16 protein-coding genes are annotated in these 12,932 nt (G+C 68.0%); 3 read left to right on the top strand and 13 right to left on the bottom strand.

Features of this window, described 5'->3' with window-relative positions; genetic code table 11:
• Positions 1 to 20: 20 nt before the first annotated feature.
• Positions 21 to 995 carry a type I glyceraldehyde-3-phosphate dehydrogenase gene (locus tag ACO2Q5_RS11030; RefSeq protein ID WP_423290905.1) on the bottom strand — a complete coding sequence of 325 codons (975 nt, stop codon included), beginning with the start codon at positions 993 to 995 and terminating at the stop codon, positions 21 to 23.
• Between the two features lie 158 nt (positions 996 to 1,153).
• Here ACO2Q5_RS11030 and ACO2Q5_RS11025 point away from each other — a divergent pair, with 158 nt between their 5' ends.
• A complete protein-coding gene (locus tag ACO2Q5_RS11025; RefSeq protein WP_423290903.1) occupies positions 1,154 to 1,960 on the top strand; it encodes an IclR family transcriptional regulator in 807 nt (268 codons plus the stop codon).
• On the opposite strand, the gene ACO2Q5_RS11020 is transcribed toward ACO2Q5_RS11025, so the two are convergent.
• On the bottom strand, positions 1,957 to 3,465 hold the full coding sequence (locus ACO2Q5_RS11020) for a malonate--CoA ligase (protein WP_423290901.1): 1,509 nt from the start codon (positions 3,463 to 3,465) through the stop codon (positions 1,957 to 1,959). The genes ACO2Q5_RS11025 and ACO2Q5_RS11020 overlap by 4 nt on opposite strands.
• A 189-nt stretch (positions 3,466 to 3,654) precedes the next feature.
• Between ACO2Q5_RS11020 and ACO2Q5_RS11015 the strand changes: the two genes are divergently transcribed.
• A complete protein-coding gene (locus ACO2Q5_RS11015; RefSeq protein ID WP_423290899.1) occupies positions 3,655 to 3,831 on the top strand; it encodes a hypothetical protein in 177 nt (58 codons plus the stop codon).
• Here the strand turns inward: ACO2Q5_RS11015 and ACO2Q5_RS11010 are convergent.
• Entirely contained in the window at positions 3,800 to 4,609 is an 810-nt protein-coding gene (locus ACO2Q5_RS11010; protein ID WP_423290897.1) for a division plane positioning ATPase MipZ, read from the bottom strand. The genes ACO2Q5_RS11015 and ACO2Q5_RS11010 overlap by 32 nt on opposite strands.
• A gap of 185 nt (positions 4,610 to 4,794) precedes the next feature.
• Between ACO2Q5_RS11010 and ACO2Q5_RS11005 the strand changes: the two genes are divergently transcribed.
• Complete coding sequence (locus tag ACO2Q5_RS11005; RefSeq protein ID WP_423290895.1) at positions 4,795 to 5,676, top strand: MBL fold metallo-hydrolase; 882 nt, start codon at positions 4,795 to 4,797, stop codon at positions 5,674 to 5,676.
• A 61-nt stretch (positions 5,677 to 5,737) separates the two neighbouring features.
• Here ACO2Q5_RS11005 and rpmE read toward each other — a convergent pair whose 3' ends face one another.
• From rpmE to ACO2Q5_RS10955, 10 genes are all read right to left on the bottom strand, one after another.
• Complete coding sequence (gene rpmE, locus ACO2Q5_RS11000) at positions 5,738 to 5,959, bottom strand: 50S ribosomal protein L31 (protein ID WP_423290893.1); 222 nt, start codon at positions 5,957 to 5,959, stop codon at positions 5,738 to 5,740.
• Between the two features lie 14 nt (positions 5,960 to 5,973).
• Positions 5,974 to 6,348, bottom strand: a complete 375-nt coding sequence (rplS, locus tag ACO2Q5_RS10995; protein ID WP_423290891.1) for a 50S ribosomal protein L19 — start codon at positions 6,346 to 6,348, stop codon at positions 5,974 to 5,976.
• 381 nt (positions 6,349 to 6,729) lie between these two features.
• Complete coding sequence (gene trmD, locus ACO2Q5_RS10990; RefSeq protein ID WP_423291109.1) at positions 6,730 to 7,497, bottom strand: tRNA (guanosine(37)-N1)-methyltransferase TrmD; 768 nt, start codon at positions 7,495 to 7,497, stop codon at positions 6,730 to 6,732.
• 134 nt (positions 7,498 to 7,631) lie between these two features.
• Entirely contained in the window at positions 7,632 to 8,534 is a 903-nt protein-coding gene (locus ACO2Q5_RS10985) for a hypothetical protein (RefSeq protein ID WP_423290889.1), read from the bottom strand.
• Positions 8,535 to 8,650: 116 nt separating this feature from the next.
• The gene (gene rimM, locus ACO2Q5_RS10980) at positions 8,651 to 9,160 is read right to left on the bottom strand and encodes a ribosome maturation factor RimM (protein ID WP_423290887.1); all 510 of its coding nucleotides are present in this window, start codon (positions 9,158 to 9,160) and stop codon (positions 8,651 to 8,653) included.
• A 199-nt stretch (positions 9,161 to 9,359) separates the two neighbouring features.
• Positions 9,360 to 9,713: a 30S ribosomal protein S16 gene (gene rpsP, locus ACO2Q5_RS10975; protein WP_423290885.1), complete on the bottom strand. Its 354-nt coding sequence runs from the start codon at positions 9,711 to 9,713 to the stop codon at positions 9,360 to 9,362.
• A 59-nt stretch (positions 9,714 to 9,772) separates the two neighbouring features.
• Positions 9,773 to 10,066 (bottom strand): chorismate mutase, encoded by a 294-nt coding sequence (locus tag ACO2Q5_RS10970; protein WP_423290883.1) that lies wholly within the window; start codon positions 10,064 to 10,066, stop codon positions 9,773 to 9,775.
• A complete protein-coding gene (locus tag ACO2Q5_RS10965; RefSeq protein ID WP_423290881.1) occupies positions 10,066 to 10,608 on the bottom strand; it encodes a GNAT family N-acetyltransferase in 543 nt (180 codons plus the stop codon). The genes ACO2Q5_RS10970 and ACO2Q5_RS10965 overlap by 1 nt, the downstream gene beginning before the upstream one ends.
• Positions 10,605 to 12,116, bottom strand: coding sequence for a signal recognition particle protein (ffh, locus tag ACO2Q5_RS10960; protein WP_423290879.1), 1,512 nt, complete (start codon positions 12,114 to 12,116; stop codon positions 10,605 to 10,607). Before ffh ends, ACO2Q5_RS10965 begins: the two co-directional genes overlap by 4 nt.
• A 200-nt stretch (positions 12,117 to 12,316) precedes the next feature.
• On the bottom strand, positions 12,317 to 12,841 hold the full coding sequence (locus tag ACO2Q5_RS10955) for a hypothetical protein (protein ID WP_423290877.1): 525 nt from the start codon (positions 12,839 to 12,841) through the stop codon (positions 12,317 to 12,319).
• Positions 12,842 to 12,932 lie beyond the last annotated feature (91 nt).

The following is a 12,932-nucleotide window of genomic DNA, read 5'->3' as shown; positions in this document are numbered from 1 at the left end:
AACTGGAATGGGCAGAGGGTTCAGCCCATCCGGGCCGCCACATCCAGCATGCGGTTGGAAAAGCCCCATTCATTGTCATACCAGCCGAAGACCCTGAGCAAGCCCTGCGGCGTGGCGCGGGTTTCCGGGCAGGCCATGACGATGGATTCCGGCCGCGCCCGCAGGTCGGAAGAGACGAGGGGTTTGTCGGTGGCGCCGATCACCCCGCCTGCCGCGCGGAAGGCGGCGTTCACCTCGTCGACCGCGGGCTTTGCCTCGGTCAGAACGGCCAGATCGACGCAGGAGACGCTGGCCGTGGGGACGCGCACCGCCTGTCCCTGCAGCCGCCCGGCGATCTGCGGCAGCACCCGGTCCACAAGGCGCGAGGCGCTGGTCGTCGTGGGCACCATCGACAGGGCCGCGGCGCGGCTGCGCGCGGGTTCGGCCGCGGGGGCGTCCACGGTGGGCTGGCTGCCGGTGTAGCAATGCACCGTGGTCATGCTGCCGGTGACAAGGCCCCAGCGGTCATGGATCAGCCGCGCCAGCGGGGCCAGCGCATTCGTCGTGCAGCTGGCGTTGGACACGATCCGCTGATCCGTCAGCCCGGCGTCGTTGGCCCCCAGCACCACGGTCAGATCGGCGCTGTCGGACGGGCCGGACACCAGCACCCGCGCAGCCCCCGCTGCCAGCCCGCGGCCCGCGACGGCACGGTCCCCGGCGCGGCCGGTGCATTCCATCACCACCGCCACGCCGCTGAGGTCCAGCGTGGAGATATCCGCCGTGCGGTAGAGCGGCAAAGCGCGGCCATCCACCACGAGCGCGCCGCCCTCCAGCCCAACGGTGCCGCGCCACGGGCCGAAGACCGAATCGTATTCGAAGAGATAGGCGCACATCTCGGGCGCAGCGATGTCGTTGATCCCGGCAATCTCCAGCCCCGGCCAGCGGTCGGGCGCCTGCGCCCAGGCCCGCAGGACCGAACGGCCGATCCGGCCGAACCCGTTGATGAAGACGCGCATCCCTGCCTCCGCCGCTTTTGCGCGCAGTCTGAGCACGCCGCAGGCAGGCCCGCAAGCGGTGATGCAAAATTTGATCAAACTGACGCAGGCCGCGCGTTTTCGCTTTGCGCGACAGGCGGAATGGGTTTTCATCCCGCCGTTCCCGTGCAGGAGATGTCATGGCGCAGAAGCCCCGCGGACGGCCCCGGCAGCAAGAAGATTCGACCGATGGCACGGTTCAGGCGCTGGACCGGGCGCTGATGCTGATGGGGCATCTGGCGCGGCATCCGGGGCTGACGCTGTCCGATCTGGCGGCAGAGACCGGACAATCCCTGGCCACCACCTTCCGCGCGCTGGCCACCCTGCAGGCCCATGGCTGGACCGAGGTGGAAGAGCCGGGCAGCCGTTGGCATGTCGGGCCCGGGGCGTTCCGCATCGGCACCGCCTTTCTGGCGCGGGGCGATCTCTTGCGCCGCGCCCGCCGACCGATGGAGGAATTGCAGCAGGAGACGGGCGAGACGGTCAGCCTTGCCGTCGCGCGCCGCGGGCAGGTGGTGGTGCTGGCGCAGATCGCAGGCACGGCGCCGCTGCGGGCCGATTTCCCGGCCGGCATGGTGCTGCCCGCCCATGCCAGCGCCGCAGGCAAGGCCCTGCTGGCGTATCTGCCCGAAGAGGAGGCCGCGGCACTGACCGCGGGCGGGCTGTCGCGGCTGACCGGGTTCAGCCATACCTCGGACTCTGCGCTGTCGCGCGATCTGGCGCGCATCCGCGACCGCGGCCATGCGGTCGAGGATCAGGAATGGATGGAGGGGCAACGCGGGCTGGCCGCTGCGGTGTTTGACGCCGCAGGCGGGGTGGCGGGGGCGCTGGCCGTCACCGGGCCGGTGTTCCGGCTCGGCCTGTCGGAAACCGCACGCGTTGGCGCGCTTGTCCGCGCCGCGGCCGAGATCGTCAGCGAATCGCTTGGGCTGCCTGCCGCGCGTTAGGCTGTGAACCAGCCCTTGTAGGTGTCGCGCAGCAGGGCCTTCTGCACTTTGCCCATGGTATTGCGCGGCAAGTCATCCACCACGACCACGCCCTTCGGCTGTTTGAACTTGGCCAGCGCCGGGGCGATGGCGGCCAGAATCGCCTGCGGATCGGGATCGGCCCCCTTGGCGCGGGCGATCACCGCAAAGACCGCCTCGCCGAAATCGGGATGCGGCAGGCCGATGACCGCGCTTTCCAGCACGCCCGGCACCTCGTCCAGCAGAAGTTCCAGCTCTTTGGGGTAGACGTTATAGCCGCCGGTGATGACCAGATCCTTGGCCCGTCCGACGATGGTGACATAGCCTTCGGCATCCTGCGTGCCCAGATCGCCGGTGATGAACCAGCCGTCTTCGCGCAGTTCCTCGGCGGTCTTTTCGGGCATCTGCCAGTAGCCGGCAAAGACATTGGGACCGCGCACCTCGATTACGCCGACCTCACCCGGCGGCACCTCGGCGCCGTCGGCCATGATCCGCAGCTCCACCCCCGGCAGGGGCAGGCCCACCGTCCCCGCCCGACGGTCGCCGTCATAGGGGTTGGAGGTGTTCATGTTCGTCTCGGTCATGCCGTAGCGTTCAAGGATGCGGTGGCCGGTGCGCGCCTCAAACGCGCGGTGCGTTTCGGCCAGAAGGGGCGCAGAGCCGGAGATGAAGAGCCGCATGCCACTGCACAAGGCCCGGTCAAAGCGCGGATCATCCAGCAGCCGGGTGTAGAAGGTCGGCACGCCCATCATCGCGGTGGCCTGCGGCAGATGACGCAGCACCACCTCCAGATCGAAGCCCGGCAGAAAGATCATCTGCCCGCCCGACAGAAGCGAGACGTTCGAGGCGACGAACAGCCCGTGGGTGTGGAAGATCGGCAGCGCATGCAAGAGCACATCCCGGTCGGTGAACCGCCAGAGATCCACCAGAACCTGCGCATTGGACAAAAGGTTCGCATGCGTCAGCATCGCCCCCTTCGACCGGCCCGTGGTGCCCGAGGTGTAAAGGATCGCGGCCAGATCCTGCGGCCCGCGCGGTTCGGGGATCAGGTGGTCGGGCTGCCCGGCCATGGCTTCGGCGAAACTGCCGCCGCCCGCCCCGTCCAACGTCAGAAGCGTTGCCCCCTGCGCCGCGGCCACCGGCGTCAGCGCCGCCGCCTTGGCCGGATCGCACAGGAATACCCGCGGCATGGCATTCTCCAGAAAATAGCCGATCTCGGCCGGGGTATAGGCCGTGTTCAGCGGCAGAAAGACCGCACCGATGGCGACCGTTGCGCCATAGACGGCCAAAGCCTCGGGCGATTTCGCCACCTGCACGGCCACCCGGTCGCCGGGCTGCACCCCAGCCGCCCGCAGCGCATGGGCCGCTTGCGCCAGCAGGGTCAGGAAAGCCCGGCCGGACAGGCGCCGTCCGTCGGGCAGGATCATCAGCGGCCCCTCGCGCCCCGAAAGCGGAGCGAACAACGCGTCGAACAGGACATTGGCCATGACTCTCTCCCTCATCTCGGGCCCGTCTTGCCACGGGGGGCCCGCTCGGGAAAGCCCAAGACGGCAGGCCCCTGAACGGAAACAGTCTGTCCGCATCAGACCGGACATGGCCCCGCTTTGTGCCGCGGCTTGCCATAAACCTGCCCGGCTTCACCGGCAGAACAGCGCCATGCCAAAGAGGAGAAGCCGATGATCCGCCCGCTGGACCTGCTGCGCCGCCTGCGCCCGAAGACCGCCACCGCCAAACCGTCCGAGGCCGGCGAATCGCTGTTCGACCTGCGGTTGAAGCGGCTGCATTCCGTGCGTCCGGTCAGCGTGTCGCGCGCCGTGCTGTTCAGAACGAAACCTGTACCTCAGGAAGCCTGAGCGCGGTCATCAGATCGCGCAGCTCCTGCCGGGCGGCCACGTTCGACAGGTTCAGCTGGTCGACACCGGTGTCCTTCAGGTCCAGAAGCGTCAGCCCGCGGGGAAACAGTTCCCGGAAGATCACCCGCTCGGAAAAGCCCGGCGCCACGCGGAACCCGATGCGGCGCGACAGATCTTCCAGCGCTGCGCCGACCTTCTTCTTGTTGTGCATCTGTTGCGCGCCCAGGCGGTTGCGCAGCACAATCCAGTCGATGGGTTTCAGCCCGGCCTGCGCGCGCAGTTGCCGCGCGCCCCAGACCATCTCGGAATAGATCGACGGACCAAGGACCTTGCCCGTCTCGGCGTCAATGCGCGCGAGCAGGTCGAAATCGACGAAACTGTCGTTCATCGGCGTGATCAGCGTATCGGCCAGCGAATGCGCCACCTGGCTGAGCCGCGTGTGGCTGCCGGGGCAGTCGATCACGATGAAATCCATCACCGGGTCCAGCGCCGCCACCGCCGCCGTCAGCCGCTGGTCAAAGGGGTTCTCCCCCAGGGCCAGAGTCGAGGGGTCTGCCTCGGGCAGATCGCGGTAATCGGGCGTCGGCAGGTCCAGCCCGGCCTTGGCCAGCCAGGCGCGGCGGTTCTCGACATAGCGGCCAAAGGTCTTCTGCCGCAGGTCAAGGTCCATGGCCCCCACGCGGTGCCCCATCCGCGCCAGTGCAGTGGCGACATGCATGCAGGTGGTCGATTTGCCCGACCCGCCCTTTTCGTTGCCCACAACGATGATATGCGCCATGACGCCCGCCTTCCGCACCGCCGCGGGGCCCCCTGCCCTGCGCGGATTTCCGCCCTCTATTCGCAAGGCCGGACTGAAAGGGAAAGCCCCTTTTGCCGCGCCCCGGCCCTGCGGCATCGCGGGGCGTTGTTTTCTCCGCCGAAAACACATCTGATGATTGCGATATGTCCAGACGAGAGTTCGCCGTGACCACCCCGACTCCTGCGCCCGTGGTGCGCGCCTTCTTCGACCGCCCCACCGGCAGTCTGCAATATGTGATCCACGATCCCGCCACCCTGCGAGCCGCGATCATCGACCCGGTCTGGAACTTCGACCGTGCCTCGGGCGAGGTCTGGACGGCATCCGCCGATGAAATCCTTGCCTATGTGTCAGAGGCCGGGTTGGTGGTGGACTGGGTGCTGGACACCCATCCCCATGCCGACCATTTCAGCGCCGCCCCCTATCTGGCGTCGAAACTGCCCGGCGCGAAACGCGGCATTGGCGCCCGGGTGACCGGGGTGCAGAAAATCTGGGCCGGGCTTTACAGCGACCCGGACCTGCCACAGGACGGAAGCCAGTGGGACCACCTGTTTCAGGAGGGTGAGACCTTTGCCATCGGCGACCTTCAGGTCCGGGTGATGCTGTCGCCCGGCCATACGCTGGCCTCGGTCACCTATGTCATGGGCGATGCGGCCTTCGTCCATGACACGCTGATGATGCCCCCCGCCGGCACCAGCCGGGCCGATTTTCCCGGCGGCAGCGCCGAGGAACTGTGGAACTCGATCCGGGCGATCCTCGACCTGCCGCCACAGACCCGGCTTTTTGTCGGCCATGACTACCCCGAAGGCGGGCGGCAGCCGAATTACATGGCCACCGTCGCCGAACAGCGGCTGACCAATATCCATGTGAAGGACGGCATCACCCGCGAGGAGTTCGTCACCCGCCGCCGGGCGCGCGACCGCACGCTGCCGCTGCCGGATCAGATGCTTTACGCGCTGCAGGTGAACATCCGCGGCGGCCGCCTGCCCGAACGGAACGGCCAGCCCTGCCTGACCATCCCGGTGGGCCGCTTCACCCGGACGAAATGACCCCCCTAAAACGAAAAACGGCCCCCGAGGGGGCCGTTTCCGTCTGCGGTGCAGGTCAGGCTCAGAAGCCCAGACCGGCGTATTTGTTCTTGAACTTCGACACGCGGCCGCCGGTGTCCAGAAGCTTGGCCGACTGGCCGGTCCATGCCGGGTGCGCCAGCGGATCGATGTCCAGCGCCAGCGTGTCGCCTTCCTTGCCCCAGGTCGACTTGGTCGTGTAGGTCGAGCCGTCGGTCATCTTCACTTCGATGAAGTGATAGTCGGGGTGAATGCCCTCTTTCATCTCTCCGGCTCCTCTTATTCGGATTTGGCTTTGTAGGTGCTGTCTTCCGCGATCCGGGCCGACTTGCCGCGGCGCGAGCGCAGGTAATACAGCTTGGCGCGACGGACCTTGCCGCGGCGGACCACTTCGATCGAATCGATGTTGGTCGAGTAGAGCGGGAACACCCGCTCGACGCCTTCGCCGAAGGAAATCTTGCGGACGGTGAACGAAGCGGCCAGCGTGGCGCCGCCCTTGCGGGCGATGCAGACGCCTTCATAGGCCTGCACGCGAGAACGGTTGCCTTCCTTCACCTTATAGCCGACGCGAACGGTGTCGCCGGCCTTGAAGTCGGGGATGGTCTTGCCGAGGGCGGCGATCTGTTCCGCCTCAAGCTGCGCGATAAGATTCATGCGCGGTCTCCGGTTGCCTGCGGTATGCCGCAGAGGTTGATCGTCCCCGAGAGCTCCTGGTCTTCGACCGGGTCCCTGCGGCGCAGATGCGCCCGGCCCGCCGGAGGATCGGTTCCTGCTATGTCACCGTTCCGCCGCCTGCCCCCGCCGAAGAATACGGTTCGATCAGGCAATGGAATCGGGTCCGCAGACTTTCGCCCCGGACCGGGCGCGTATAGGGCGGGCGGGTCCGGCGGTCAAGCCTTGCGCCACGCCCGGCCCGTGCCTTTCCGGCTGCGCCGGATGCGCGTCGCGCGAGGATATTTGAACCAATATGAAAGCCAATCGGCAGCCCATTCATACTGGTCCAAATATCCCGGGGGTGAGGGGGCAGCGCCCCCTCTAGCGACGTTGCCGCGCGCGCCACGCGTCCCACAGGTCGGGGCGGCGTTCGGCGGTCAGGCGTTCCGCTTCGGCGCGGCGCCATTTCGCCACTTCGGCATGATTGCCGCCGGTCAGGACGGGCGGGATCTCGCGCCCGTCCCAGATCGCAGGGCGGGTGTATTGCGGATGCTCCAGAAGCCCGTCCGAAAAGCTTTCCTCCTCGGCCGAGGCGGCATTGCCCAGAACACCGGGCAAAAGCCGCACCGTTGCATCCAGAAGGGCCTGCGCCGCGATCTCACCCCCGGTCAGGACGAAATCGCCAAGGCTCACCTCTTCCACCTGCCAATGGTCCAGCACGCGCTGGTCCACACCTTCGAACCGGCCGCACAGCAACGTGATACCCGCCCCCGCGGCAAAGCGCCGGGCCATGGCCTGATCGAAGGGCTTTCCGCGCGGCGAGAGATAGACCACCGGCCAAAGCGCACGGGGGGCGGCGCCTTCGGCCGCCGCCGTCAGGGCGTTGTGCACCACATCGGGGCGCAGGACCATGCCGGCACCGCCGCCGGCAGGCGTGTCGTCCACATTGCGGTGCTTGCCCTCGCCAAAGCGGCGCAGGTCCAGCGTGTCCAGCCGCCACAGGCCGAAGTCCAGCGCCTTGCCGGTCAGCGACAGGCCAAGCGTACCGGGAAAGGCCTCGGGGAAGAGGGTCACCACCCGGGCCTGAAACGCGCCCTTCACGATCCGCGGCTCCTCCATCAGGTCGCGCGGCTTCAGGCTGGCCTGCATCGCAAGACGGCCGTGGCTTTTCTTCGCAACGGGGGGCGCGGGCGGCGTCAGGGGCGGCGTGTCATCGGTCATGCCCTGCGGATTAGCCGCAAACGGCGGCTCGGGAAAGCCCGAAGGCCAAGCGCCGGTGCTTCTCAGGCGGTCGCCGTCACGGCCACGGGCTGCGGGGACCCCACCCGGCCCGCGCGCCGCAGGACAGACGCCAGAAGCGCCATATCCTGCCGCACCGCAGCCGATCCGCTGCGCCGGCCGATATCCTCGATCACCGCGGGTGCGGGGAACTGACCCGCAAGCTGCGGCGCGGTGCGGGCGACCCGCAAGGCCCGAAGCGCCAGTTCCGCCAAGAGGAAATCGTCCTGCCCCGCTGCGGCAAAGGCCGCCCGCAACAGGCCGGGCGCGGGTTCGGGGGCGGGCTGGCCGGCAACCGTGGCCTGACGGATCACCGCCCGGCGCAGCGCCCTGTGCTGCCAGCCGGGCGTCCCGGCCAGCGCCTCGGTCAATTCGGCCAGACGCTCGCGCCCGGCGCCGCTGGCCAGCAGATCGTCCAGCCGCGCCACCATCTCGCTGTCCGAGGCATCGCCCGGCAGGTCCAGCAGCAGCGCCAGCGATTCGCCCGCCGCCTCCGGAGCTTCGGCCTCCCGCGGGAGGGCCACGCGAATCCGCCGCACCGCCGCCCGGCGGGCGGGCAGCATCTTCAGGAGCGGGATCGCGGTCAGCGACAGGGCCAGCGGCAGAACCGGGCCGAGGTCGGGTGCAACGCCCATGACACCGCCCAGCCCGCGTCCGATGCCCAATGCCAGCAGCACCAGCGCGCTCTGGCTGACCGTTTCGGCCAGCACCAGCGCCAGAACCGGAGCGGTGGCCCAGTCCGCCCGTGTCCGCGGGGCCCATTTGGGGCGCCGGGCCACCGACCAGGCCAGAAAGATCGCGATGAAGGCCGGGACGACCGCCCAGCCCTGCCCCGCCAGCCCGGCCAGCAGGGGGCCCATGTAAAGCATGACATTGGTGCCCTGACGCAGGTTCCGCCGCAGCCGCATTCCCCGGATATCCTCCCCTTGCCACCTTCTGTCTGGCGGTCTTCGGGGCCGAAACTGGCAGCGGCGGATGGCGAAAGAATGGCGGCTTGGCGGCAGGTCTGCGCCGAGCGGTGCGGTCAGTCCAGCCCTTCGGGCAGATCGGCGATCAGCAGGCCGCGCGACAGGTCCACCGTCGGCACCACGGCCAGCGTGAACGGCACCAGCAGGGCCGAGGCGCGGCCGGGCACCCGCACCTCCAGAATATCGCCCGCCCCGTGGTTCTGCACGGCGGCCACAGTGCCGATCTCAACGCCGCCGGGATCGCGCACCGACAGGCCGATCAGATCGGCATGGTAGAACTCATCCTCGGGCAGTGCGGGCAGCCGGTCGCGGTCGGCATAAAGCTCGCAGCCTTTCAGGGCGTCGGCCTGTTCCTTGGTCTCCACCCCGGTCAGCCGGGCGCCAAGGCCGCCAGCCACCGGACGGGTCAGCCGCACCTTGAAACTGCGCGCGCCGTCCTGCGTGTAAAGCGGTCCATAGGCGGCGATGTCCGAGGGTTCGGCGCAGAAGCTTTTCAGCCGCACCTCGCCCTGCACGCCGAAGGCGCCCGCGATGGAGCCCACACAGATGCGATCTGTCGATGTCATGGCGCTGCCCCCCGCTGACAGCCGTTCTGCGTATAGGGCAGGCCCGCGTCAAGACAGTCGCGCGCCTGCCAGCGTTCAAAGGTCATCCCGGCCCAGAAGGCCCCGCCACAGAGCGCAAGCGTGAAAACCCGGCGCAAGAGACCTGCGCCGGGCATAACGGCGACCGCAGGGGCCGCCAGAAGCCGGAAGAGACCGAAGATTACTCGGCCGCCGGTTCAGCGGCGCGGGCGGCCTTCTTGGCGGCGCGCTCGGCCATCTGCTTGCCGGGGACGGCAGCCTTCGGATTCGAGCGGACGGTCTTTTCGCGCACGCCGGCGGCTTCCAGGAAGCGGGCCACGCGGTCGGTCGGCTGGGCGCCCTGCGACAGCCAGTGCTGCACGCGCTCCAGATTCATGACGATGCGCTTTTCGTCGTCCTTGGCCAGCAGCGGGTTGTAGGTGCCCAGCTTCTCGATGAAGCGGCCGTCGCGCGGCATGCGGCTGTCCGAGGCCACGATGGCGTAGAACGGACGCTTCTTGGAACCGCCACGGGCGAGACGGATTTTCATAGCCATGATGTTTCTCCTTCAGATGGCTGTGGTCCGGGCACGGGGCCCGGTCAATGCGATGCAGTTCATTTCTGGAACTGTTCGTGATGCCTGATGACTTCGCTGATGATGAAGTTCAGGAATTTCTTGGCGAATTCCGGATCCAGCCGGGCCTCGTCGGCCAGCCTCTCCAGACGTTCGATCTGCCGCGCCTCACGCGCGGGATCAGATGGCGGGAGGTCGTGTTCGGCCTTCAGCCGGCCCACGGCCTGGGTGTGCTTGAACCGCTCGGCCAGAGTGAACACCAGAATGGCGTCCAGCCGGTCGATGGATTCGCGGTGTTCCTTCAGCAGGTCCGCGGCGCGGGTGACGGCATCCATCAGAGCTGCTCCTCTTTCATCGGGGCGGGGCCGGCCAGTGCGGCCAGATCGAAATCCCAGACCACCGCCCCCGCCAGATGCGGTGCGGCATCGCCAGTCGCGCGGCCACCCAGCCTTGTGGCGATCCGCTGCGAGGCGATGTTGTCGCGGTGGATCGAGGTGACTGCCCGCGCAAAGCCCAGATCGCGGGCGATCCAGCGGCAGGCGGCAAGCGCAGCCTCAGAGGCGATGCCCTGCCCTTCGGCCGTGGCGGTCCACAGCGTCCAGGTCAGTTCCGGCACTTCCTCATCGGCAAAGTTCAGCGGGCCGACATGGCCAAGCGCCGCCCCCGTGGCCCGGTTGGTGAGGATCAGGCGGCCATAGCCGCGCAGCGCCCAATGGCCGATCATCCCGGCGAATTTCTCGATAGCAGCGAAACGGTCGCGCGGCCCCCCGACAAAGCGCGTCCGGTCCGAGGTCGCATAGGCCAGATAGGCCCCGCAATCCTCAGCCATCGGGGGGCGCAGGACCAGACGGTCCGTTGTCAGGGAGACCGACTTCATTTCTTGCGCATCATCCCCGAGAGGCCCGCAGGCAGGGTCACGCCGCGCGGCATGCCCGGAATAGCACCGCCCCCCAGACCGGGCAGACCGCCCATGCCGTCCTTCATGCCTTTCGCGGCCTCGGCCAGCTGATCGGGCGACATCTTGGACACGTCGGGCATGCCGCCCTTGCCCAGGAACTGGCGGATCATGTTCTTCATCATGCCGCCCTTGCCCATCTTCTTCATCATGTCGGCCATCTGCTTGTGCTGTTTCAGCAGACGGTTCAGGTCCTGCACCTCAAGCCCCGCGCCCGCGGCGATCCGCTTCTTGCGGCTGGCCTGCAGCATGTCGGGGTTGGCGCGTTCCTTCTTGGTCATCGAGTTGATCAGCGCGATCTGCCGCTTCAGCATGCGGTCATCCAGACCCGCCTCGGCCGCGGCGGCCTGATGCTTGGCCATGCCGGGCAGCATGCCCATCAGCCCCTGCATCCCGCCCATCTTCAGCATCTGTTCCAGCTGCATCCGCAGGTCGTTCATATTGAACAGACCCTTGGAGAAGCGCTTGGCCATGCGTTCGGCCTGTTCGGCCTCGAACGTCTCCTGCGCGCGCTCCACAAGGGCGACGATATCGCCCATGCCAAGGATGCGGCCCGCGACGCGCTCGGCCTCGAAGACCTCCAGCGCATCCATCTTCTCGCCCAGGCCCACGAAGCGGATCGGCTTGCCGGTCACGGCGCGCATCGACAGGGCGGCACCGCCGCGGCCATCGCCGTCCATCCGGGTCAGCACCACGCCCGAGATGCCGACCTTGGCCTCGAATTCGGTTGCGACGTTGACGGCGTCCTGCCCGGTCAGACCATCGACGACCAGCAGCGTCTCGCGCGGCTGTGCGATGTCGCGGACGGACTGTACCTCATCCATCAGGACTTCGTCGATGTGCAGACGGCCCGCGGTGTCGAGGAACAGAACGTCATAGCCGCCAAGGCTGGCTTGCGTCTTCGCCCGCCTGGCGATCTGGACCGCGCTTTCGCCCTTGACGATGGGCAGGCTGTCCACGCCGATCTGGCCGCCCAGAATGGCCAGCTGCTCCATGGCCGCCGGACGGTTGGTGTCCAGCGAGGCGAGAAGCACCCGCTTGCCGCCCCGGTCCTTCAGCCGCTTGGCCAGCTTGGCCGTGGTCGTCGTCTTGCCCGAGCCCTGAAGGCCGACCATCAGGATGGTCGCGGGCGGATTGTCGATCTTCAGCGCATCGGCCGGACCATCGCCCTGCAGGGTGCGCACCAGCTCGTCATGGACGAATTTCACCACCATCTGGCCGGGCGTGATCGATTTGGTCACGGCACTGCCGGTGGCCTTCTCCTGCACCCGCTTGATGAACTCGCGCGCGACGGGCAGCGAAACATCCGCCTCCAGAAGCGCGGTGCGAACTTCGCGCAGCGCGGTGACGACATCGGCCTCGGTCAGGGCGCCCTGTTTCGTCAGGCGGTCGAAGACCCCGCCAAGGCGTTCTGACAGGCTTTCAAACATCGGTGCGCTCCTGCGGCTTCGGGTTTGCCCCGATATGGGGCGGCGGGGACCGGAGGCAAAGCGGAACGGCACCCGTGGGCGCAAACGCGCTGACGGATGGCGATCCCGGGCAGCCCCGCGGGACCGGAAGCCTGATGCCTCCGGGAAATTGGGGCTGGCGATACGCCTGTGGGGGGGCGGAGTCAAGTCCGGCGGGGAAATCAGCCGGGTTCCGCCCGCCCGATCCAGCCATTTATGGCCGCGGCCGCAGTTTCAGCCGCAGCCTGGCGGCCATAGATTTCGGTCAGCGCAACGCTGTGTCCGTTCTGATGCACCAGCACGGCCCGCCAGACCCGCGGCAGCGGGTGGCGGCGTTCGCGGCGGCTTTTGCCCGCATCATCCGCCGGATTGCGCTTCATCAGCCGGGATCGCGTGGTGGCCCCCTTGAACTGCGACAGGACATGCCCCTGCCGCCGGGTCCCGAACAGGCTGCGCTCCACAATCTCGATCCGGTTGCCGGGGCGGTCCAGCGTGACGGTCAACGGCCGGATGAAGGCCCCGAAGCAGCCCAGAAACAGCAGGAGCGCGATGGCCGCGAGGATGAACCCGCCGGAGAGGATGCCGTTGCGGAAATAGCCCCAGGCCATCAGCGCGGGCAGCGCTGTCACCGCCAGCAGCGCAAGCCCCGCACCCAAGTGCAGGTCGCGCAGAACCAGACGGACGGGATTGTTCAGAACCACTTTCATCGCCGCCCCCTGTTGATCCCGCAGAATTCCGCGGCCGGAGCCTTGCGTCAACGCGCCAGAGGAAGGCCCGAACGACAAACCGCCCGCCGGA

It is taken from the genome of Neotabrizicola sp. VNH66, from assembly GCF_049445895.1.
Taxonomy (GTDB): Bacteria; Pseudomonadota; Alphaproteobacteria; order Rhodobacterales; family Rhodobacteraceae; genus Pseudogemmobacter.
This window is presented reverse-complemented; position numbering and strand designations above follow the sequence as displayed.